Source organism: Maridesulfovibrio pacificus (SeqCode), from assembly GCF_048612815.1.
Classification (GTDB): Bacteria; Desulfobacterota; Desulfovibrionia; order Desulfovibrionales; family Desulfovibrionaceae; genus Maridesulfovibrio; species Maridesulfovibrio pacificus.
This window is the reverse complement of sequence record NZ_JBLZNE010000002.1, coordinates 133,591-155,852: the sequence shown is the minus strand read 5'-3', so window position 1 is coordinate 155,852 and position 22,262 is coordinate 133,591. Positions and strand designations below refer to the sequence as shown.

19 protein-coding genes are annotated in these 22,262 nt (G+C 50.7%); 3 read left to right on the top strand and 16 right to left on the bottom strand.

Annotated elements, in window-relative coordinates; genetic code table 11:
* Positions 1-274: 274 nt before the first annotated feature.
* Complete coding sequence (locus ACNI23_RS18150; protein ID WP_420250680.1) at positions 275-643, top strand: hypothetical protein; 369 nt, start codon at positions 275-277, stop codon at positions 641-643.
* Between the two features lie 136 nt (positions 644-779).
* Here ACNI23_RS18150 and ACNI23_RS18145 read toward each other — a convergent pair whose 3' ends face one another.
* The 3 genes from ACNI23_RS18145 to ACNI23_RS18135 all read right to left on the bottom strand — a co-directional run bounded on the left by ACNI23_RS18145 (position 780) and on the right by ACNI23_RS18135 (position 6,328).
* Complete coding sequence (locus ACNI23_RS18145; RefSeq protein ID WP_420250679.1) at positions 780-2,183, bottom strand: anion permease; 1,404 nt, start codon at positions 2,181-2,183, stop codon at positions 780-782.
* 198 nt (positions 2,184-2,381) lie between these two features.
* Positions 2,382-4,805, bottom strand: coding sequence for a methyl-accepting chemotaxis protein (locus ACNI23_RS18140; RefSeq protein WP_420250678.1), 2,424 nt, complete (start codon positions 4,803-4,805; stop codon positions 2,382-2,384).
* 200 nt (positions 4,806-5,005) lie between these two features.
* Positions 5,006-6,328: a M48 family metalloprotease gene (locus tag ACNI23_RS18135; RefSeq protein ID WP_420250677.1), complete on the bottom strand. Its 1,323-nt coding sequence runs from the start codon at positions 6,326-6,328 to the stop codon at positions 5,006-5,008.
* A 300-nt stretch (positions 6,329-6,628) separates the two neighbouring features.
* Between ACNI23_RS18135 and ACNI23_RS18130 the strand changes: the two genes are divergently transcribed.
* Positions 6,629-7,321 carry an ABC transporter ATP-binding protein gene (locus tag ACNI23_RS18130; RefSeq protein ID WP_420250676.1) on the top strand — a complete coding sequence of 231 codons (693 nt, stop codon included), beginning with the start codon at positions 6,629-6,631 and terminating at the stop codon, positions 7,319-7,321.
* Positions 7,318-8,121 (top strand): ABC transporter permease, encoded by an 804-nt coding sequence (locus ACNI23_RS18125; protein WP_420250675.1) that lies wholly within the window; start codon positions 7,318-7,320, stop codon positions 8,119-8,121. Before ACNI23_RS18130 ends, ACNI23_RS18125 begins: the two co-directional genes overlap by 4 nt.
* 270 nt (positions 8,122-8,391) lie before the next feature.
* Here the strand turns inward: ACNI23_RS18125 and ACNI23_RS18120 are convergent, their stop codons facing one another.
* From ACNI23_RS18120 to ACNI23_RS18060, 13 genes are all read right to left on the bottom strand, one after another.
* On the bottom strand, positions 8,392-8,688 hold the full coding sequence (locus tag ACNI23_RS18120) for a helix-turn-helix domain-containing protein (protein WP_320174948.1): 297 nt from the start codon (positions 8,686-8,688) through the stop codon (positions 8,392-8,394).
* A gap of 3 nt (positions 8,689-8,691) precedes the next feature.
* Positions 8,692-11,334 carry a hypothetical protein gene (locus tag ACNI23_RS18115; RefSeq protein WP_420249169.1) on the bottom strand — a complete coding sequence of 881 codons (2,643 nt, stop codon included), beginning with the start codon at positions 11,332-11,334 and terminating at the stop codon, positions 8,692-8,694.
* Complete coding sequence (locus tag ACNI23_RS18110; protein ID WP_420249170.1) at positions 11,324-13,114, bottom strand: hypothetical protein; 1,791 nt, start codon at positions 13,112-13,114, stop codon at positions 11,324-11,326. Before ACNI23_RS18110 ends, ACNI23_RS18115 begins: the two co-directional genes overlap by 11 nt.
* Positions 13,108-15,168, bottom strand: coding sequence for a hypothetical protein (locus tag ACNI23_RS18105; protein ID WP_420249172.1), 2,061 nt, complete (start codon positions 15,166-15,168; stop codon positions 13,108-13,110). Before ACNI23_RS18105 ends, ACNI23_RS18110 begins: the two co-directional genes overlap by 7 nt.
* Complete coding sequence (locus tag ACNI23_RS18100; protein WP_319778294.1) at positions 15,161-15,649, bottom strand: hypothetical protein; 489 nt, start codon at positions 15,647-15,649, stop codon at positions 15,161-15,163. The genes ACNI23_RS18105 and ACNI23_RS18100 overlap by 8 nt, the downstream gene beginning before the upstream one ends.
* 1 nt (position 15,650) lies before the next feature.
* Positions 15,651-16,097: a GNAT family N-acetyltransferase gene (locus tag ACNI23_RS18095; RefSeq protein ID WP_320174944.1), complete on the bottom strand. Its 447-nt coding sequence runs from the start codon at positions 16,095-16,097 to the stop codon at positions 15,651-15,653.
* 7 nt (positions 16,098-16,104) lie between these two features.
* Positions 16,105-17,844, bottom strand: coding sequence for a phage tail protein (locus ACNI23_RS18090; protein WP_420249174.1), 1,740 nt, complete (start codon positions 17,842-17,844; stop codon positions 16,105-16,107).
* Position 17,845: 1 nt separating this feature from the next.
* Complete coding sequence (locus ACNI23_RS18085; RefSeq protein ID WP_420249175.1) at positions 17,846-18,430, bottom strand: phage connector family protein; 585 nt, start codon at positions 18,428-18,430, stop codon at positions 17,846-17,848.
* 77 nt (positions 18,431-18,507) lie between these two features.
* Positions 18,508-18,756, bottom strand: a complete 249-nt coding sequence (locus ACNI23_RS18080) for a hypothetical protein (RefSeq protein ID WP_420249177.1) — start codon at positions 18,754-18,756, stop codon at positions 18,508-18,510.
* A 14-nt stretch (positions 18,757-18,770) separates the two neighbouring features.
* A complete protein-coding gene (locus tag ACNI23_RS18075) occupies positions 18,771-19,607 on the bottom strand; it encodes a phage capsid protein (protein WP_420249178.1) in 837 nt (278 codons plus the stop codon).
* A 1-nt stretch (position 19,608) separates the two neighbouring features.
* Positions 19,609-20,430, bottom strand: a complete 822-nt coding sequence (locus ACNI23_RS18070) for a hypothetical protein (RefSeq protein WP_420249180.1) — start codon at positions 20,428-20,430, stop codon at positions 19,609-19,611.
* Positions 20,423-20,680: a Bbp19 family protein gene (locus tag ACNI23_RS18065; protein ID WP_319778301.1), complete on the bottom strand. Its 258-nt coding sequence runs from the start codon at positions 20,678-20,680 to the stop codon at positions 20,423-20,425. The genes ACNI23_RS18070 and ACNI23_RS18065 overlap by 8 nt, the downstream gene beginning before the upstream one ends.
* The gene (locus ACNI23_RS18060; protein WP_319778302.1) at positions 20,661-22,259 is read right to left on the bottom strand and encodes a portal protein; all 1,599 of its coding nucleotides are present in this window, start codon (positions 22,257-22,259) and stop codon (positions 20,661-20,663) included. The genes ACNI23_RS18065 and ACNI23_RS18060 overlap by 20 nt, the downstream gene beginning before the upstream one ends.
* Between the last annotated feature and the right edge of the window lie 3 nt (positions 22,260-22,262).

Genomic DNA, 22,262 nt, shown 5'->3' with positions numbered 1-22,262 from the left:
GCGCTCCTGTTGTTTTTATTTTTCAGTAAAACATGAACTAATTTTTTCAGCTAGGGGAAAAGAAGGTTTCATTTACAGATCTTAAAAAAAATATATACGCAGATTAGGTTTGTGTTTCTAAAGTTATATAAAAACTTGTCTGCAAGAGTTGCGAGTGCTACAAGTTTATATGCACTAATTTAAGCAATTATTCTGTTTCAGCAGGGTAATAAACAGGGAAAAGTGTAGTTTCGGCATTAAAAAAAGTTCATCAAAACTAATTGCAGGAGAAAACATGTCTAGGAAAATTATTTTTGCTTTATTTAGTCTCATGTTGATCATCGGTTTTGCAGGCACTGCGCTGGCGGAGAGCAATGCTAAAACAGGGTTGCTCACCTGCCATCGAACAAGCCTCGCACCGATGACTATCGGTCCTGTTCAAGTTGCGAAATTTTTCCCCACATCTTTTCAGGATACAATGACGGCAGAAGAAGCAGCCAAATATCAAAGTGGAGGCCGTGAGGTGCAGGATCTGCTGGACGATGCTGGCGCTAAGCAAGGTACGGTTACTTTTAAATATGGCTATGCAAATAACCGGTGGACGGTTGACGGTGATGCAATCATGTACGGTCAGAGTGTCAGGGTAATTTATGAATGTTATTAAGATCTGAAGAGAGCCCGTTTTAGGTGGCTTTCAGGTTGAAGATGTAGTCCCTGCCGTTTGGCAGGGACTTTTTTGTTTATATTTTTAAAGTGATGGAATAAGGGCCCGTTAATAGTATTAAACGGACTCTTCGTTGCTAAGCGTAAATGATTGTCGCGGCGACCATGCACAGCAGGTAGAGGCCGCCGAAGATGGCTCCAAGTGCCCACCAGCGGGCCTGACTGATGAAACCGGATCCATACCAGATTGGTGCTGGGCCGGTGGCATAGGGGGTGATGATACCCATTACACCGAGACTCCCTGCCAGCATGAGCACTACTGTCGGCATCATTTCCGGCGGAAGCAGAGGTTGGGCAATGGCCAGAAACAGAGGCATTAAAGCTGTGGTGTGTGCAGTTGTGCTGGCAAAGAAATAGTGTAGTACGAAGAATAGGATAACCAGCATGATTGCTACTGTTTCCGGCGGCATTCCCTGAAGATTGGCAGAAACAAGGTCGCCGATCCATTTGAGCACTCCGGCCTTTTTTAATCCACTGGCCATAGCTACAAGGGTGGCGAACCAGACCAGCACATTCCATGCGCCTTTGTTGGTGATAACATCCTGCCAGTTAATGACGTCTGTTAATACCATAAGCGAAAGTACAAACATGGCCGCGACTGTGCCGTTTACACCGAGTTCCTTTCCGAAAATCCAGAAGATGAGGGCTGTTATGGCATAGCCGAGCATCATGAGTTCTTTGGTGCTGATCTTACCCATCTTGATAAGTTCTTCAGCGGCCCACGCCGGGGCTTCCGGGGAGTGCTTTTGGGTTGGCGGGTATATAACGTAGGCCAGCCAGGGAGTCAGCAGGAACAGGGGGAGCATGACCGGAATCATTGTTTTAGCCCACTGTCCCCATTGGATGGTGATCCCGGTTCCTTGGCTTATCAAGTCTACGGCCAGAAGGTTGGGTGCAAGAGCAGTCAGGAACATGGAACTGGTCACGCATGTTGCCGCAAAGGCCACCCATGTCAGATAGGAACCGATTTTACGCGGTTCATTGTCAGGGGTGGAGTTAAACATGGGGGGGATGTTGCTGGCGATAGGGTAGATGGTACCGGCACTTCGTGCTGTGTTGGACGGCATGAACGGGGATAGGACCAGATCAGAAAAAGCAATGGCGTAGCCAAGACCGAGGGTGTTTTTGCCCAGATATTTGATCAGAATAAGGCTGATTCGTTTTCCCAGCCCGGTTTTCTTGTAGCCCATGGCAAACATAAAGGCTGAAAAGATAAGCCAGATTACACCGTTGGAAAAGCCGGACAAGGCCCAGTTGCGGCTGGCTTTGGCACTGGGATCAACCAGTCCCAGCATAGCCACCACAGTTACTCCCACAAGGCCGACCAAGGCGGCGGGAACAGGTTCCACAATCAGACCTACTACAACACCGACGAAAATACTAAGAAAGTACCATGCTTCGGGTTGCAGCCCTTCCGGTGTAGGAAATAGAGCCATGACAATTGCAACAATGACAGGGGAAAACTTTTTGAGTTTATCCATGTGACCTCACAGTAATCTAGGGTTCGCAGGAATATGTTTTCAGAAGCCTGTACCGAGCAAAAAATGCAGCCCACGTTAAAAGAGTGGGTAGTTGTGCTTATTAATGGCATAATTTTAGGCATTGGGTCAATAAGACCAAAAAAAATCCCGGCAGACCGATACGGGCTGCCGGGATTATATTGCTGAATTAAGGCTGAATTAGGCGGAACGAAGTTCACTGATCAGATCGGTCAGTTCACTGGACATGACAGCCAGTTCCTGAACTGCTTTTGCCGATTGCTGGATGCCTTCAGTTGTTTCGCGGGTAATGTTGTTGATTTCGCTGATGGCACTGTTGATTTGCTCGGATGCGCTGGACTGTTCTTCGGATGCAGTTGCGATTCCTTCCACCTGACTAGCACTGTATTCAACTGTGCTCACAATGGCTTCAAGGGAAGAGCCGGATTTTGCCGCCAGTTCAGTGGTTTGCTCTACAGCGCTTACCGCATTTTCCACCGCTTGCATGTTGGTCCGCATGGCCAGCTGGATGCTTTCAACGTTGCTGCCTACTTCATGGGTTGCAGTCATGGTTTTTTCAGCAAGTTTGCGAACTTCGTCAGCAACTACCGCGAAGCCTCGTCCGGCTTCGCCTGCGCGGGCCGCTTCAATAGCTGCGTTCAATGCCAGCAGGTTGGTCTGGTCGGCAATGTCGGAAATAACATCCATGACCGTGCCGATTGACTCGGTCTGTTTGACGAGATTTTCCATGTTGGTGCGCAGGTCGCCGGCAATAGTGCTTACTTCGGTTATTGAACGAACAGACTGGGAGACAATCTCTGCTCCTTCCTCTGCCTGTTGCTTGGCTTCCATACTTTTCCCGGATGCACTGGAAGCATTGCGTGCAACTTCCATGATGGTACTGTTCATCTGCTCCATAGCGGTAGCAGTTTCGGTGATCCGTTCGTGTTGTATTTCGGAACCGTTACTAATCTGTTCTACCTGCGCTGCCAGTTCTTCACTGGCGGATGACAGCTGTTCAGAAATAGCCTGAGTGCGTTCGGCAACATCCTGCATTTTGCGCTGGGCTTCGCGGATAGCTGTCTGGTCGAGTATTACTTCAATGGCTCCGACAACTTCGCCGTCCTTTTCAATAGGTACGCCGAAGTAGTCCATATCCAGTTTGCCATCGGGGGTGGTTATTGAGGTTGAACCGTTTTCAGGTTTACGGGAAATGAATGCTTTTGCGCAGCCGCATTTGTCCGTGCCGCAGTCTGTTGTATTTAGTGCTTTGGAACATTTATCTTTTTTAAGATCTTCAAGAGATCTACCCAGCAGCTTTGTGCCGGGTTTGTTCATGAATAAAATGTTCATTTCACGGTCTATGGTCATTACCGGCATCGGTACTGAATCAATGAAAGAGCGCATGACATTCATAGCCAGATTTGTGCGGTTAATGAGCTCTGCAAAACTGCCTTTGAATTCGCTGCTGTCGGCCTGACTGTCAATTCGACCCTCTTCGATTCCGGTGATAGCCGTGTCTATTTCAGTCATTACATTATTCAGGGTGCTGCCGACCTGCGCCATGTCTTTACAGATCATGCCTACTTCATCTTTCTGATTTACAGCTATTTCGGCGTCAAGGTTTCCTTGAGCCAGTTCCTGTACATAAATACGAGCTTTTGACAGCGGTCGAGTGATGCTGCGGGCAATGAAAAATGCCAATATTGCACCAACCAGTAAAGTCAGGCCGGACATGAGTGTCATGTTATCTACTGCAAAAGCTATTGCAGTCTGCATTTTCGGACCGAGATCATCCTGTGTTTCCATTATGGACAGCTTAAGATCTTCGATGTGTTCTGCTGTGATTGGTCCAAGGGTGTCGAGTTTCTGTTTTGCAGCAATTTGTTCTATATTAGCTTCGATGATTTTTTTGGTGTGCAGGACGTATTGTTTATTGTTGTCGGTCAATTCATTAATAAGGCCCAGATCGGCAGGGGAGTAGAGTACGTTCTGAATTTCTCCGATGCTTTTTGCAAACTCGCCGAGAAGATAGATTGCTTTGTCTGCATCGTCTTTATGCTGGCTCTTAAAATTTGCAAGCCTTGCTTCGAACAGGGCCGCCCTGCTTTTCTGTACCATGGCAATCAGGAAGCTGTCCTGGCGCTCGTTGGCATTTTGAAGCAGTGTCTCAAGCCCTTTTACCAGTACTTCCCCGTTTTCATTTGCCTGATTGATAGATGCTTTTTCTTTCTTTTTTGCCGAAAGAAACTGGTTGAATGTCTTCTCATACGTAGCGACTTCATGCTCTATTTCTTTAACCAGTTTTATCCGCTCAGGGGAATTCATCTCGTTTTCAGCTTCTTGGATGAATTTTTGGAGTATGGATATTTTTTCGTAGTATTGTTTCAGTGAGTTATCGGTGCCTGAATGCATATAAGTGATTGCATTCATATCGGTCAGCAGCATGTTGGCCTGTATTCTGCCGGTCAGGTTTGTTTGACGAGCCAATGCCCGGTATTCGGAAAAGCCGTCTGAGCTTTCAGTCAGCTTAAGAACACCTTGTCCTGCAGTAATTGCCAGCAGAACAAGGATAAGCCCGAATCCTGTAGCAATTTTAGTAGTTACTTTCAGATTTTTGAGCATTAGCCCCTCTCCCCTTTGACTGTTTTGTGATTTATCTATTTGAATTGATGGTAATAACTAGGGTAAAGGTGTCTGAATGTCAATTGAGTTTAACTTTTCAGTATATCTTTTGTTGCTGTAAAAGTGTAGTATTATTATCAAGAAAGTTTAAAAAATACCCGGAGCATTGTCCGGGTATTTTTTTGCAGATTTGTTATGTGCTATTGCAGATAGCCCCATCCTACAAGTCGGTCATATGCGTGCTTGGCGTAATCCCCCTGATTATTGACCTTGAGGAAACGATAGTACTCATTCGCCGCCATATCCCGGTTTCCGAGGGCTTCGTAGGAAACGCCTTTATAAAATGTAGTCATGGGGTTTCCGGGGAGTCTCTTTTCGTATGCATCGAAGTTGGAAAGAGCCTGTTTGAATTTGCGGTTCTCAAGGCTGAGCATACCGGTCATATGCAGGGCCTGTGCTTCCTGCGGATATCTATTCTTTGCCTGCTGGGCGTAGTGCAGTCCTTCCCTGGCTTTGCCCTGTGCCAGTTGGCATTTGGACATGAGCAGTAAGCCTGCATAGTCATTTGGAGCTATGCGCAAGGCTTTTGAAAAGTGCTCTTCAGCTTCATTGTAGCTCTTTTTGCGCATGGCTCCTTCGCCTTTTTGCATTTCCTCAATAGCAGGCTTGATTTTGCGTATGGATGCGATGTTGTCCATGTAACGTTCGCGCAGAAGCTTGCCGTGACTGTTGGCATACACGGTATCCCGTTTCTTAACAGCGGTTGCATAGCGTTCAGAACTCATGGGGTGGGAAGCAAACATCTGCTGCACAAATGAAGGTTTGCTCTTGTGCAGCTTTTCCAGTTCTTCCATGAGGCCGACCATTCCTTCCGGGTTGTAACCTGCGTTGTCCATGTATTCCATGCCTAGGCTGTCGGCCTGTCTTTCATCTGAACGTGAGTAGCTCGCAAGGAGCATTCCGGCACCGATTCCGCCCAAGCCTGCTGCCAGCGGCACAAGGTGGCTGTCCTGAGTGGCGGCAACGCCCACTCCGACTGCAACGATGCCCTGTACGGCCATGGTAGAGCTCATGCGAGATGCCGTGTGTCGGGCATTCACATGTCCGATCTCATGTCCCATAAGCGCGGCAAGTTCTGCTTCGTTTTCAAGTGTGACCAGAATACCTCGGGTACAGGCTATACTGCCTCCGGGAAAGGCGTAAGCGTTAACGTAGTTGGCATTAACACACCGGAAAGAATAGGGCATGTTCGGTCTATGGCTGCTGGAGGAAAGGGAAATCCCGACTTCGGTTATGTAGTTGCTGACCCGGCTGTCCTGAACCGCGCCATAGTCCGCGGAGAATTGGTGCGGGGAGTTTTGGCGGTCCATCTGGATTTCCTGCTGCTCCGAAACCAGCATCAACTGCTGTTGTCCTGTCACAGGGTTTACGGCACATCCGCTCAGGATGCCGAGAGTTCCGCCAGCGGCCAGTTTTAAGGCTTGTCTTCTGGAAATTGCTGCTGATTTGATCTTTTTGTCCATGTTTCCTCCGAACTCTTCGTTATCTATAAAGATATATCTGCGTGAGGGCTTTGGCAATAGTTTCTGTTTTGCCTGAATAATGAAAACATTGCCGCGGAGGTATGGAATATAATATCAATGTAAGTAAATTTATGTTTCAAATATCATAGGTAGAATGTTCAGGTAAAAACATGCGGGCAAAAAACACTGATTGAAATTGTAGCTGAGACGTTGACTTGAAGATTGCCGTTAGCCCTGTAATTGGCCAAAGATCTGTACCGGATTTTGGCCGCAACTGCTAATGCATTAGGGAGCTGCAAAGTGAATATACCCCTGAAAGGGGAGTCCGCCGGTGAGACTCCTGTTCTTGAATTTAAGAATGTTTCATTCAACTGGCCGAAAGGCAAAGGTTTGCACAATGTTTCCTTTGCCGTACCTTCTGGGCAGTTTGTTCATATTTCCGGACCTTCAGGTTCTGGAAAATCAACCTTGCTGCGGTTAATTGTCCGTCTGGAAGAAGTCGGTCAGGGGGACATTCTTTTAAAAGGTGAATCCATACAATCCATCTATCCTCCGGAACTGCGGTCCAAGATCGGCTTTGTACAGCAGACTCCTGTTGTGCTGCCGGGGACAGTTCGCGATAACCTGCTGCTACCTTTTACTCTCAATGTCAGAAAGGGTTTTGATGCCCCATTAGATCATGACCTGCGCGAATGGCTGGAACGAGTCGGCCTTGGTGAAATCTCATTAGATAGCGAAGCTTCAGACCTTTCCGTGGGCCAGCGTCAGCGTCTTTGCCTGATACGTTCAGTACTGCCCAAGCCTATGGCAATCTGTTTTGATGAACCAACCAGTGCTCTTGACCGGGAAAGCCGGGAACGTGTTGAGAAGATAGCGGAAGAACTAGCAGCAGAAGGAATTTCTGTGCTCATGGTCAATCATACCAGTTATCACCCCAGCTGTCCTCACATGCATCTGACCGTTTCAGACGGGAAAGTGGAGGTTGTAGCATGAACAGTGGCTTAATCTCCATAACATGGGTGCAGTTATTGATAGCTTTGGGGCTTGTTTCCATTTCCGGGGCTCTTTCCATTTATTACAAACTTAAATTGGAGAAGGATCTGGCTGTCGGCGTATTGCGCTCTTTTGTTCAGCTTTTGACCATGGGCTATCTGCTCAAGATTCTGTTTGGCTTGAATAGTGCGCTGCTTGTTTTGGCCCTCTATCTGGTTATGACCTTCTTCTCAGTTCATATTATTCATGGTCGGGTAAAAGAGAAGAATGTTTCGTATCTCCTGCCTACCGGACTGGCTGTAATGTTCAGTTATTCGCTGGTGACTATTCTGGTCACCAAGGTTGTTATCGGTGCTGAGCCGTGGTGGAACCCGCAGTATTTTATCCCTATCGGTGGTATGATCGCGGGGAATTCCATGAACTCTCTGGCCATATCTCTGGAAAGATTTTTTTCTGAACTCAGGAATCGGCGTGATCAGGTTGAAATGCTGCTCTGCCACGGTGCGGACTACAAGGAGGCTACAGCGGATATCTTTCGTGATGCTTTGCGAGCGGGCATGATCCCGGCCATCAACTCACTTATGGGGGTGGGCTTGGTCTTTCTGCCCGGTATGATGACAGGTCAGATTCTGGCCGGTGCTGATCCTGAAGTGGCTGTCCGTTATCAGATTGTAGTCATGTTTATGCTGGTCGCATCAACAGCCCTTTCTTCAATTATCGTTTTGTTGTTAGTCCGCAAACGTTGTTTTTCATCGGCTATGAACCTGCTCACCGGGGGGGGGAGCAGGGGCTTAGTTTAAATATGGTAATAAGTGTAGCCGCGCGCGATAATTCGCCCTCGCGAGCGACATAAATTACCTTAGTTTCCAGTTTCACTATATGAAACACCTTTTCATTTCTAGAAGAAAATATCCAGCGGTCCGATTTATTCGGGCCGCTGGTCTTTTATCACATATTTCATTTTCAAAGATCAAATTTGCCGTTTAAGGCTCCTTGATTTCATCCCAAGGTTTAGGTCGAATTTTATTTTTTAAATGCTGATACAGCGTTTTCTGATTTTCCCATTCCCTTCATAATATATAGTCACCTCGCGCTTCCAGTTCCATGGCCCGTTTATACAGCCTACGCACATAGCTTGTAGTAATTCCCAATCTCTTAGCGATTGTAGCGTTTTCAAGTCCCTGTTTTTTAAACTTCACAACCATGGCCATCTTCCTATCCCGTCTGGCCTGTCTTGTTTCGTGCGGTATATCGGCCAGATTCGGATAAGCCTCATAGAGCTGGTAAACAGATTCTTCAGGGGTTTTGCGCCCATGTTTGACGGAATTAAGAGCATCCAGCAAAGCATTTTCAAAACCTACTCTCACGGCCTACCTCCAACCCCCACCCCGCTTGATATTCTCAACAGGCAGCAACATTTCCTGCCCATATTCCTTCTTGAGTCTGCGCTGGGTGCGCTTGATGGTGCCGGGGGAGATCATTTCCCGGATATGGTAGCCGACCATGTAGTCAAAGGCCGCCCTTGTGTACCAAAGGTTAAGATACGGGGTGTTGTTCAGGGCTTCCCGGATCAGGCCGTCCCGGCCTTTGGTCGGTTCGCCTGTGTAGAGCTGGTTAATGGATACGCCGATACTGCTCGCCGTGGATACTGCGGGACCTGCGATAGTGCCGAGAAACCCGCCGCCAAAGCGGTTGACCTTGCCCAGCAGGAAATCACCGTAGATTCCGGCCCCGCCGGACTGAAGCAGGGCCGCGCTTGCGGTTCCCATGTTGATCTTGCCGTCCTTATCCACCAGCTCACGGGGAGTGCGTCCCTTGGAAAGGTCCTTGGCGGTCATGGCCAGATAGCCCATTATAAATGAAGTGGCCACGTAGTGACTGATCCCCATGAGGTCCAGCCCGTCTACATCGGCACGCTTCCAGCGTTTACCGGACATGGTACGCTGAATGTAGGCAATGGGAAAACTCTTGAACTGGGTAACGAACCGCGCAGCCTCACCCCAACCTGAACCGGGTCGCGTGCCGCGCACCATGGCAGCGCGTGTCTTCTCATCAGGTTCAATAATGGCGTACATGGTTTCATCAGCGTAGTAGCCCATCAGGTCTGTTTCCAGCTCCCGGCGCATGTCGGTGCGCAGACGTTGCTGAAACGCTTCGCGCTGCTCGTCATCACCACGGAAGTTCTCAAGTCTATGTTCAATAAGCAGATCAATGTCCGCATCGTCCAGATCCCAGACCTTTTCTGGCAGAAGATGGGTGTTGCCGTCTGCTTCCTTGGATGCGGCGTAGCGCAGCACTTCCCACTTTTCCATGCTGATGCCCTGCCAATCCAGTATGCGCCGGGTGGCTTCGGGCAGATCTTCCCAAATCAGGCCGCTAACGTGGCCCAACTCTGTGGAAAGCATATGCACGTAACCGGACTTGTTGGCCTCGGTCCATGCGGTCAGGCCTGACCATTTAAAGAAGCGGTTCAGATGTGAGCTGGTGCTGCCGAGGTGCGAGTCCTGAGCCTCAAACCTTGCGGCCAGATCACCGAGTGTGCCGTCAATCATGGTTCCCAGTGAGCGGTAGATCCTGCGCTGCTCTTCAGAACTCAGTCCCTCAAAGCGCATATCAAAAGCGGTTTTCCATGAATTCAGCAGGCTGTTGCCGTGGTGCCGGGCATTGATGGCCTTGACGAAAACGTCAGCCACAGCGGAAAGAGTAGCCCCGCCCAGCTTGCCCATGCTCATCACCGCACGGGTAACAGATGCGATCTTCGCAGCCGTGGGCCGCACAGCTCCGAAGGTTTCCCCGTTCAGTTCGGCGTACCAGTGGGCCAGCTTGCCGGAAACAACCCGTCCCTGGCTCCAAGCATTGTTCAAACGCTGCTCGGCGTGCGCCTTGATCTGCGGCTCGGTCATCTCCTGGCGCATGTTGCGCAGCTTCTCGAAAGTAAGGTAGCCCCGCGCGGCATCAACATCATTGCGCACCCGCAGCTTTTCAGCCTCAATGAGTGATTCCAGCATTACTTCCGGATTAGGGCCGAATGTATCCATCAAAGCCAGCTTACGGGAAGATATGTCGAGATGCCCCAGAACGTTATCCAGAACATTCCCGCGCCCATAAATCTCATGGTATTGCAGGAAATCGTCAGCACTTTTGAAGTGCAGCACACGGTGTTTGGTCATGGAGCGGGCCAAGTTTGCAGGCCCAACGTGTTCACCCTTGGCTTTCGCGTTGGTCTTAAGGTCTTTGCCGCTGGAGATGGTATCGAATACAGATTCAAGGGCTGTGCGGACATCGTCTTCTTCCATATCAGGGAAGGATCTTTCTGCGTCCAGGTGTTCCATGACGAAATCAACCCAGCCGCTACGGCCCCCAAGTGTCTTGGAGAGCAGCTTGGATTGGTCATGTGACTGCGGAATCCAGCCTTCAAGCTTGCCGATGTTGGCCCCGGCGCGGTTCATGCGCAGCCGTGCATCCTCGCAATACTTGCCCAGCACTTCCGCCACCTGTCCGGCCAGCTTACCCTTGAAGTTCTCCGGTTCCATCATGGCCTTGGCCACATCGTTCTGGAAGTCCTTATCCTTCAGCAGAAGCTTCTGCACCGGTCCGTCCAATGCTTCCAGCTCGGAAAGAATTCCACCTTGCCAACGGCGTTGAATGCCGCGCATCTTGCGGCTTACGCTATTCCTTGCACCACTGAATTTCTTGGAGCTGCCGACCATCATGGCTTCCATGGCATCAAGGAAATGAAAGCCTTCGCTTTCAACCTGAGAGATAAAACTATCCACGTTCTTGCGCTTCAGGATGGTCAGAGCAACCTGCTTACGGTTAAGCGCTGCCGCAATGGCTGCTTCCTCAGACTCCTTGGCAAGCAGGTCAACCAGCTCGTCAGTGGCCCTATTCAGCCCACCTTCCGCTTTCAGCTCCCTTTTTTTCTTGAGCATCTTTTCAACCACGGCCACGGCATCTGTCCGTTCCAGCCCGCCATCAATTACAGCCTGTACACAATCCGCTTTACTCGGCATCCGGCACCCCCAATACACATTCAACTACGCCAAGTCCGGCTTCTTCCATGTCGGCCACTTTGGCTTCGAGATCCTTGGCAGAGTCCAGTTCAAGCAGATCTTCTTCACTGACCCTGCCTTCAGCTATAAGTCTATCCAGTTCAATTTCTTCCTGGGACTTGCCGCTCTTGGCATCAATACCCATGGTTTCAAAGGCATCAGCTTTGTAGTCCGGGACTTCCAGCGGCTTGATGGGTTCAATGGTTTCTGTTTTCAGATTGACTTTATGTGTGTCGGTAGTTATTTCTTTATTAAGGTCAGGCTGTGTCGGACGATCAGGTATCCCGGCATTTGTATCCCCGTTAAGGTCATCCCCCTTCGGGAGACTCTGACCTTCAGAAACTTCTCGCCCCTGCTTAGATGAATGCGAAGTCTTGGCAGGTGTATCCCCAGCAGGTGAAAGACTGCCTTCGGTAGCCATCGACTGGGAGACGCGGGAAGTTTTTCTTTTTGAAAGGGAATAGGAACCTGTCTTGTCTACGAAGGTAGAAACTAAAGTCTGATCAGGATTGCCTTTCCGTTTCTTGGCTACATAAACGACATGCGCCCCGTCTTCACGGGCAACAGTCCAAGTTATATTGTTTTTGTGCTGCACTGCCGGGTCATACTCGCGCACCACATGCGGAAGACTAAGTATGTCTTCCTTTCTAACCTTCAGGTCGGCTTGCTTCCCGCTTTCCTCCCCATGCCTCCAGATGATTTTGACCAGGCCCCAGCCACGGGACTTATATTCACGGGCAAATTTCTTGTGCTTAACCACAAGGTTGCCGTCCTCGTTGAACATTGACGGCCCACGCTCAACCAGAATTTTTTCCAAGTCTTCAGGCTCTAAAGTGGCCAGCACCTCACCCGGATCACCAACGGGATCTGCGAGTACACGGTCATAGCCGCGGCCCAGCTCTTCCACTTCCTTCAGGATGTTTGAGACATCCACAGGGCGGTCATTAATTAGGTCATCAATGGCTTTATCAGCAGCCTCGGCAACCTTCTGCCGGGTCAGCGCATCGGACTGACGGCGCAGCTTGGCCACTCGCATGTCGTGCAGCTTGGCACCGCCGAAGCCGAACAGCCCACCAACGGCAGCACCGAAGAACACATCAGACATATAGTCGGCCAGCCCTACGTCCTTGCCCATCTTGGCCCGGTTGGGCATGACCACGGCATCGGCCAGCGCGGTACTGGCCGCGCCTTCAAACACTGCCGCACCCACACGGGCCATGGTAGAGCCTCCGCGCACAGCTCCGCCAAAGGGAATAAAGTTCACCGGGTCAGGCAATGAACCAACAATCCCGGCACCGAAGCCGAGGACGGACCGCGCACCGCCGCCCCCTCGTTCCATGATGGAAGTACGCTCCTTGCGCTTGTCGTATTCCTCGGCATAGATTCCGGCCCGGACCGGAGTCATAGTTTCTTCCCATTTGATGCCTTCCCGGTAATGCTCGGATTTCTGCCAGTCTGCTTCCGACATATACGGGAGCTGCTTCTGGGTACTGCGGTGCTGCATCCATTCACTGTGCTGGGTTACCGGATCATAAGGGTTTGGACCCCAGAAGGAACTGGAGCTGGCCCCGTATGCGTCACGTTCGGCGTTGGCTATGCGGGTTTCGTCCATGGCCACAGCAAGGGTGGTGTCTTCAAATGCTTCAGTCATGGAAGCACCGAGATAACGGCCCAGCTCCGGGCGGTTTTCCATTACCCGGTTGCGTTCATCCTGCGGAGTGGAAAGAGGAATTTCTACCATAAGTCAATATCCTCCAGCAGGGATGAGGGCTTAACCTGTGAGAACTCAATGCTTAAAGCATTTCCTTCAGCATCTGTAACCAACTTCTGACTGGCCGGATCAAGCAGAACAAAACGGCCATCCATGGTAATCCAGACCCCGTTATTCTCTATGTGCTCAATGTATTCCGCAGCTCCTGCCTTGCCGAGAGTGGCAGATTTGAAAGCCAGCTCCTGGTCAAGGTTGTTCAGCCGATCCTGAAGCTGATCTTCCACAGCATCACTGACCATATTCTTGGGAAAGTACACGGCTATTTGATCTTCGTTCAGTGTTTGGTAGTACTTATCCAGAATGGTTGCGCCGGTTGATGATCCGGTCAGTTTAGCCCCGTTCTTGGTTACATCTTCCAGACCGGAAACCCTGCGCTGCATGGCTTCATTGGCTGGAATCAGCGTTCCAACCCGTTGCATCAACCCCAGAAAATCAGATGAACTGACTGCATTTGTGAGATCTTTACCCTTTAGACTGCCGGGAATATCAGCTGTGCGAGTTGTAGAAGCTGCAACCAGTGTGCGCAGGTCCTCATCCATGGCTGTGGGTAACAGCTCCTGAATAAGGTCAACACCTTCGGGCAGTTCCATTTCGTTGATGACTCTGCCGGAATAGTTGCCCCAGCTCCCCTGAAGCTGACGCAGGAAATCAAGCTTACCTTCAGTGTCCGCGCTGCTGAATTCAGACTTCAGGTTACGCTTGACCTGTTCCGGCAGAACTACGCCTGGGCGGCCTGTAAGTTGCTCTTGCATCTGCAAGGACTTTTCAATAGTCATACGCAGCCGCTCTTCTTCGGTAATGTCCAAGCCGGTTGTCGCAGCTTCAACGTTCCGTCCAGCGCGATCCCAAACGTTCCCGGCGGGGTCTTTTTCAAATGTCTTTAACCGCTTGGTCAGGGCATCACGGGCAATGTTGTACTTCTGAAGCTGTTCAGATGCGCCTTCAATTTCATCAGGACGCAGGCTTTCAACCCGCGCCCACTGCTGGCTGATAGGCACCAGATTACCGGATTCGTCCACCTGTCCTTCCTTAAGGAAGAATGCCATTTCCCTGCGACTCTCCATCTCTGCAACGAGCTTCTGGCCCTGTCGGGCATACTTACCGCCAAGGTTCACGTAGGTTGCCAGAAGATCGGCATAGCCCTCCGGTTCTGAGCCGGTTGCTACAGCATAAGCATTCGCATCAGCCAGTTTCTCCTGAAGGAGTATGGCCCGTTCTTCCAGAGCCTTGGCTGCCTCTCTTTCCTGGACAAGCAGCTCGGCCCGTTCCTGCCTCTCAACCATGCGGATATCAGATTCAATCTTATCCGCAATCTTCAGCTGTTGAGCAGCGGAAAGCAGGGAATTACCTTCCTCATCTACTAGAGATTCCAAAGTCTGCCTGGCTTTGCGTGGGTCCTTCGAGGATTGAGCCGAGAGCATGGAAATCAAAGTCTGATCCTGAGTAGTACGCATGAGCTGGATCGCTTTTTCTTCAGGATAGGAAGCCTGAATATCTTCATTAAACTGGCCCAGCTTGTCGAAAACCAGAGTAGGATCTTCATGATTAGCGGCCGCAAAGTTGAGCAGCGCAGCCCCGGAGTTCTGGAATGAAAGGGCCTTTTCTTCGTTTCTTCTCTTGGAAACAAAGTTCATGGCCAGACCATTGCCACGCGCTTCCATGTTGGCCAGCTTGCTCAGAGCAACTTCTTTAGCGTCAGAGTTCCAGCCAAATTGCTTTTCTATGTCTTTACGTTTCCGCTGGTAATAAGCCTTAGATTCATCGCCAACTTTGAAGCGGCTGGAGTCGGTGCGTTCCTGCCAGGAATTCTGGAACTCCATTTCTTCAGCTTCCATGCCTGTGAAATAATCCCGCAACTGGGTTCGGGCCTGATCTGCTTTGCGATCTTCACCGATATTGAAGATAGTATTGCCCAGCCGTGCCAGAGCTTCACCATCTGCAGCCAACGCATTGGGGTTAACACCGTAACCGGCATTACCCGGTTGAACCCGGCCAAGGTTATATCCGATAAGAGTTCTATCCATACATCTGGCTCCCCATGGACAGCAGCGAGCCACCAGCGCCGAGGAATCCGGCATTGCTTTTCTGCATTCTGGAGGCTGCGGCGGAATTATAATAACCGGCCATTTTGTTGTCGGCTTCGTAGATGATGTTTTTCTTGCGCTGGTTATGGCTGATGATCAGGGAATTCTTGTCCCGTTCATCCATCCAATCAGTTGAAGCCAGAATGGAAAGCGGAGTGCCGACCATTTCAAAACCTGAAGCGGCGTTCTCCGCTATATACTGCGACCGTTCCCGTTTCTGTTTTTCGTCCAGCAATTCCAATTCTTTCTTATGTTCCCGCTCTTCAGCGTCAATATTGCGCAGGGCAGCATCCTGAGTGAGGATTGCATTTTGCTCCTGAAGCTGCGCGTTGTATTCCAAGCCGGAATTTTTGGATTGTTGTGCGGAAATTTGACCCACGGCAGATACAGCTGCACCTACAACTCCGATAATTGCTGCCATATTACACCACCTTTGCGAATGTATAGCGGTCCTTAAAATTGGGCGGGGTCTTGCGGCTGAACCCTTCGCAAAGAAAGCCCATGGTCTCCAGCATCTTGACGCTGACTTTGTTTTCAGTCAGCACCCGCGCCTCCAGCCGTACCAGTTTCAGTTCCTTCAGGGCCTTGCGCATTATCACACGGGTCAAATGCAAACATTGCATGGGATATTCCGGTACAAGGTCGCTGGTCAGTGCCCATGCCTCAGCGCACCGGTATCCCTGATACATAATCCCGCCACAGCCAATGATGACACCGTCTTCCCGGACAACAGTCATGGCATAAGCGGACTTCTCAAGACCTAGTCCCAACTCATATAGATTTACCCCTTCAAGGTCTTTGCGGTCCATGGCCCGAAGCTGGATATCAACGGCATCTGTTGCCTTAAATTCACGTTTATAAGTCTTCATAGTTTTCCTAAGTATTAATTACTTGTGTCGGGACAACCATAAGTACGGTCATGGGCAACGGCTGATCCTGACGAATATGAATTACACTGCCTCGGGTCCAACCGGTGGGGGAAACGAGTTCTTTGTCTCCGGTAAAAAGAGGAACGGCCTGCCCCATAGGCATATTGGGAGCGCGGGAATAGATAACGTCCAGCTCGCCTGGATTCATGCCCATTTTTCCGCCCAGAGTGTTGTAAAATCGGGCCGCAATTTTGAAGAGTAATTTAGGCTTAGTCTGGGACGTTCCCCGGTGGCTGCCGAATTCAAGAGGCATAGGTTCAACAACGGAGCTATAGCCAAGTCCCACATGGATTTTCTGTCCTGCGGAAGTGAGTTCCAGCTTGCCGTCTTCGGCAACTGTTTCGTTAGGAATCACTGCGCCGTCCACAAGGATCTCAACCTCGGCCCCAGCCAAATGCTCTAGGCCGGAAAGTGATTTGGTCTTTTCTTCCAGATCAAAAGTAACCCCGGCATCAAGGAAAAAAGCTTCCACAGCAGTGTCGTCATTGACGCTGTCAAACTCGGCCTCAATGAATTCCACAAACCGCTTTTCAGTTCCGTTGATGTTCCGCAAAACAACTGCCCAAAGCTCGTCACGTCCGGCAGCGTCATTGTGAATGGAAGCAATGGATTCAACCTTGCCCTTGGTTATGATGCGGCTCCAGGCAACCACGTTCTGCTCACGGTAGTAAGTGCAAGCCAGCAAGGTCCCGTCATTACGCAGCCCGTAAATAATGGAATCTGGTGCCTCCAGATAAGCCAGCTCCTTGATTCCATTACGGGTAATGTGTTCCGCAAAGATGGTCATATCGTTGGACGGGTATGAGTCGACCTGAAAATTATAGGCCATCTCCATAAGCCTCCGTCCAGCTCTTTGAATATAAAGGGCCGAATTGGCAGCCAGCACAGGAACAACTGAAGCTGCTCCCACTGTTGATGCCTGCTTGGTTCCAACGTCAGGAGTGCTGAATGTTCCGTTCTTGCCGAACACAGTCCAGGTTCCGCCCTGAGTGCCAACGTAGATCACGTCTTTGGGTAAAAGGAATTCAATGCGGTTGCCCTTGCCGGAGCTGATTTTTCTCTGTCCCGGAGCATCAGCCAGCACTTCCGCATCCGCTGCTGGCATGGTGAAATTCCAATAGTCACTGATTTTAGAGAAGTGGATCATCCCATCCGCAGTGGCCAGAAACAAACGGTCCTGGTAAAAACAGCAACAGGTGGGATGTAGTCCGGCTCCCTGTGGAGCGGAGAAACCGGACAGCGTCCAATTGTCGTGCGCGGTGCGGGTTAATTTCTGGGGCTGATGACCGGGGCAGGTCAGGATCAGAGTATCCAAAGACTGGCAGAAGTTAAGTTGCGCAATGTCTTCAGCAGTAAACGGGGTTGCCCGTTCATAAATCTCACCTTCACTGGTCTTGACCACACCCTGACCAGTGAAAACCCGCATTTTCAACGGCGAAAATTCCAAGACATAGGTCTGGGTTTCCGAGAATTCAAAGGGGATCAGACGTGATTTTTCAGAGTTGCTGACAGCTTCAACCACGAATCGGAAGCCGCTGCGCCGGGTGATCCCGCCATGAGGGTGAACATGGAAGTTCTCAAGGGTTTTGCAGCCGCTGTAATACTTGGCTACATCCACACGTCCAGCCAACCGGGGAGAGATCTCCCCGGAAGTAAAGCTGGCGATGACTGGGGTTGATATGGACAAACTATCCTCCGTATTTTGCTGTCAGCCAGCTTGAGTGCTGGACTATCTTATGGTTGTTTCCAGTTTCCCGTGCGTTGACTCCCCGCGCCTGGGTCAGGGTCCGCTCATATTTGGCCAGCATCGATTCAGCCATGGTTGTTGAGCCGGTAAGCGGATAAGCAAGTTTGCTGGCCAGACACTCGGCCAACGCAGCCCTGAGCAATGAATCATAATTTAACGTGTTCTCGTCCCGGCGTACGTAGAGCAGACACAAGGGAGACGGTTCATTGCAGAGGATATTCGGCCCCACGCGCTGCCAATTATCAATGATGTTCCCGGACCTGTCGGCCACCTGTGAAATCCTGAGCACATCCCCCGGAATCAGGTAAGCATAATCCCAGCCCCATGCAGGCTTTTCAGCCAATGCGCCTATTGTTCTCATATCCTGACAACAGACCCAGTCATGGGAACGCAGCACCTCGTCACGGACATTGTCCCAGTGTTGAAGGCAAAGACGCGCCCCCTGGCTTTCTTCGTTAATTGAATTGATGCGGCTGGCAGCCAGCAGGGTCAAAGCCGAATTGCAAATATCAAGTAAGCTGGACATTCGATTCTCCTAAAAAAAAAACGGGGAAGCCATGCGGCCTCCCCGTTTGTAAGTTGTATATGATTAAGGCCCGCCTGTTACGCGCTGGCCACCACGGTCACAGTGCCGTTTGTGTTCTTGGCCACAAGCAAATCGACTGCCGCAGCTCCTTCTGCGCCGGATGTGGCGATGATGACATCGCCGGTATCAAGGTTGAAGTCATTGACCGCATCGTTGAAGTAACCGCTGGCCTTGACGGTAGTCGCCGTGTCAGTGGTTTTGTAATGAAACTGCTGCTGGCCCGGTACGCCGTCAATGCGTCTCATCATTTTCCATTCGTAAGCCATATTAAGTCCTCCCTTTATGCGAGCGGTGCATCGTCATCGCATTTGATTTCAACCACGCCTTCACCGTCGATCAGAACCGCACCGGCGGAAATGTAACTGTTCACCAGATGGGCCGCCTTAAGAGGAACCCAGTCAATATCGCACTGGACATCACAGGCTTCAGCCAATCCGATAGCGGTCTTGTGGTACAGGAAGCAGCTACGCACACCGTCAACCAGAGGGAGATCCGGCAGCATCACCCAAGTATAGCCGTTCCAACTTTTACCTTCTGCATACTGAAGCCAGGGGAAAAGCTCTTTGGAGTAATCGCTGGATGCGAACTCATTAATGTTCATCAGTTCTTCCCACTGGTTCGGTCCGACAATGGCATATCTGTTGCCGTCCTGCGGAACGCTGTTTCCGTTAAGAATTTTGTTTCCCTGCTGAAGCTTGAGCTTACTGAAACCAGTGGCACCGTCACCGATGACGTTGGTTGTTAGGGCTGCCTGACCGATGATACGCCCGTCAATAACCCCACCGAGAGCTGAAGCGGCAATGACCTGAGAGGTCTTGCGTTCATCGTGCTGAATTTTAAATTCATCCAGTTTGTCCACCAGTTCTGCAGCATACCAGTCCCCCAAAGTGGCTGTTGCCGGAGTGTGATCCGGGTTCATCAGCGGAACATCGCCGTTGCGGGTCTTTTTGCCCGCCGAGCCTTTCCCTTTTTTCTGAAAAGTAACGTCCTTGCCGGTTACGTTAGTCTTGATACGCACTGTATTACGCAGTTTTGAGCCGCCCTGACCCGAATAGACAATGTGTACACCGTCTTCAAATTCAGAAGTAAAGGCTGCACTGACATCGTTCTTGCCCATATTATCCTTCCTGGCTGGTTAAATTTTTGTATCCTTCCCGCACTTTTTTTACGAAGGCTTCATCCCGTTTAGTGGGATCATTGGAGCCAAAGCGCGGGTCCTGTTGCATAGTCCTCAGTTCCTCACGGGTATAAACCCCTGGCTTACCTTTCTTCGGCCCTTTGAACTTACTTTCAGTCACCAGCGGAGCAATCTCGGCGAAAGCGTTCAATACTTCCACCTTGTTTCCGGCAGAACCAAGGGCCTTAAGAAGTTCATCACCGCCGATAGCCTTAGCCGCGCTCAAGGCGGCATCTGCCATTTTAGCGGCATTCTTGCCGTGCTGTTTCTTGAACAGTTCCACCTGTTCCTTGCGGTCAATTTCGACTTCGCTGTCTTCCGCAAGATCACCCAATTCTTCGGCCTTCTTGGCTACCCAGTCGCAAACGCCATTGAACTGTTCTTTGTTCAGGTTCAGTTCCTTGGCTACACCCCTGAATTCATCGCTGATTTCGTCCTGCATCTCAGCCATGCTTTCCGGGTATTCGTATTCAGCACCGTCTTCCGGCACGCCCATGGCCTTGAAGAACTCAGCCATTTCTTCCGGGGTGGCATCTTCGCCGGGGATCATGAACTTGGGTGCATCACCTTCAGGTGCTGCTTCAGGATCTCCGCCGTCTTCACCGGATTCATTGCCGTCTTCATTACCATCTTCTTCGCCATCACCGTTCAGATCCAACTCTTCGGAAGTATCAGAACCGGAATCATCAGCTCCGTCCTGGGACTTGGTGTCCTCGGAATCGTCCGCGTCTCCCAAGCCCTGTTCCAGCAGGGATTTACTCATGGGATTCCTCCGTTTTGGTAGGGGTAAAATTGTTAATGTTCGTCATATGCAGGATATGGTTTACCAATGACCTGCGGCCCTCGTTAAAATTTGTGCGTCCTGGCTCCGGCGAAAAAGAGCTTCTGTAATGGAAGCCTCTGGTCTTAAGATCATCCAGCACTTTCTGTCCGTCATCAGTTTCAAACACCCGCAGGTAACGCCGGTGCTGTTCCATTAATTCTTTTTTTGCATCACTTTGCGTTTCCGCCATTAGGGTCCTCCAGTTGTTGTGCCTGTTGGGCAAAATTCATTAATTGACCCGCTCCAGCCACGGCCTGCTGGGCCTGCATGTCTTCCTCTCTTTTCTTGCGTCGTGCTTCCACTTCGTCAGGATCACGCAGGTAGGAAGGCGGCAGCGCGTTACTGTCGCACTGGTGGCGGACAATCTTGTCCACATCAAAGTTATCCATCATTTCAGCCCGCTCCTGCGGAGTCTGGGCAAATGGTGCCAATGAGTTGATTACCTGCGGCAATCCGCTGCTTTCCTGTGCTCTGCGCAGTCTGGTGATTGCGTTTTCAACACTCAGCACAATGTCATCAATGGTCATTCCTGATGGAAACGGCCCCAGCTCCCCGGATCGGTGCAGGATTCCCAGCACACGCTTCAGCAGCATGACCAAATATTCAGAAGTTAAACGGGTCAGCACCGGCTTAACCAGCCGAAGCTTCTCACCCTGACGAACCCACCATTCATAAGCCGTCCCTGATGTTTCAGGCGATGACATGATTTCGTACATGAAGATGCGCAGAATGCTTTTTTCTCTGCGTTCCAGCATGCGCTCGGTTGCGGCGAGATCCACGCGTATTGGAAGCTGCTTCACATCATCGCCGGTTCCGGTGCGGTAGTAGGAAAGCCCACCCGGCCCGGAACGAATCGGCCCCAGAAAACTATCATCAGGCACCAGCATGGGCGGGTCGGCCATCTTTTCCGCACCCATGAGTCCGGTTTTGCTGATGGCGTTAAGCACCCGTGTGTCCGAAAGCGCGGTCATGCCGGGGCTGCGTCCGAAAACTTCACCCGCCGCCTTTGACCAGCGCGGAACCATGAATGGAAATTCCTGATAGCCGGATTGCTCCAGCACGGTTTTGGAATCCTTTTCCATGTAGACCGAGGCAAAGGGCATGTTTTCAACGCCTATTCCCTTATTGATTCCTTCCCGTGGGAATACGGCATGCAGGATGGCCACTTTTGTTTCCGGCTTTTTTTGGGCCAGTTCCTTGACCTTGTCCGAAGCCTCGTCTTCCCATTCCTGCATAATGGCCCGCGCACTCATCTCGTATTCCCGGAACAGGGTATCCACCCGGCCCTTGGAAGACTCGCTGACCACGCACTGAGGCAGCGGCAGTGTGGAAAACCTCACAAGGGTTTCCGGGTCAGCTTCCACGTACATAGCCCCGGTACCGACGAGGCAGACTTCAAAAAGCAGCTCGTGGTCATGCTGGGCAAAGCCGGTATCATCACCGGTGAAAACGTGCTTCAGCTTTTCTTCAACCCTTTCCAAAAATTCCTTTACCTGCGTGTCATCAGCCTTGCTCTGGTCACGGTGACGGGCCTTGTACCAAGAGTCGGAACCGTCAGTGAGCAAACCGCCAAGGCCGGAAGCCAGCAGGTTCAGCGCGTATTCAGGTGTGGACTCAAAAATCTTTTCATCACCGATCTGGCCCTGCTGGATGGTGCTGCGCTTCATGGGCTGGTAATAGCTGTGCAGCTCATCCCAAAGCCCGGTCCACTTATCACGGTCCTTTTTGGCGTCCGTGTACTGGCTGAGTATGTTTTCAGCTAGATCCATGAA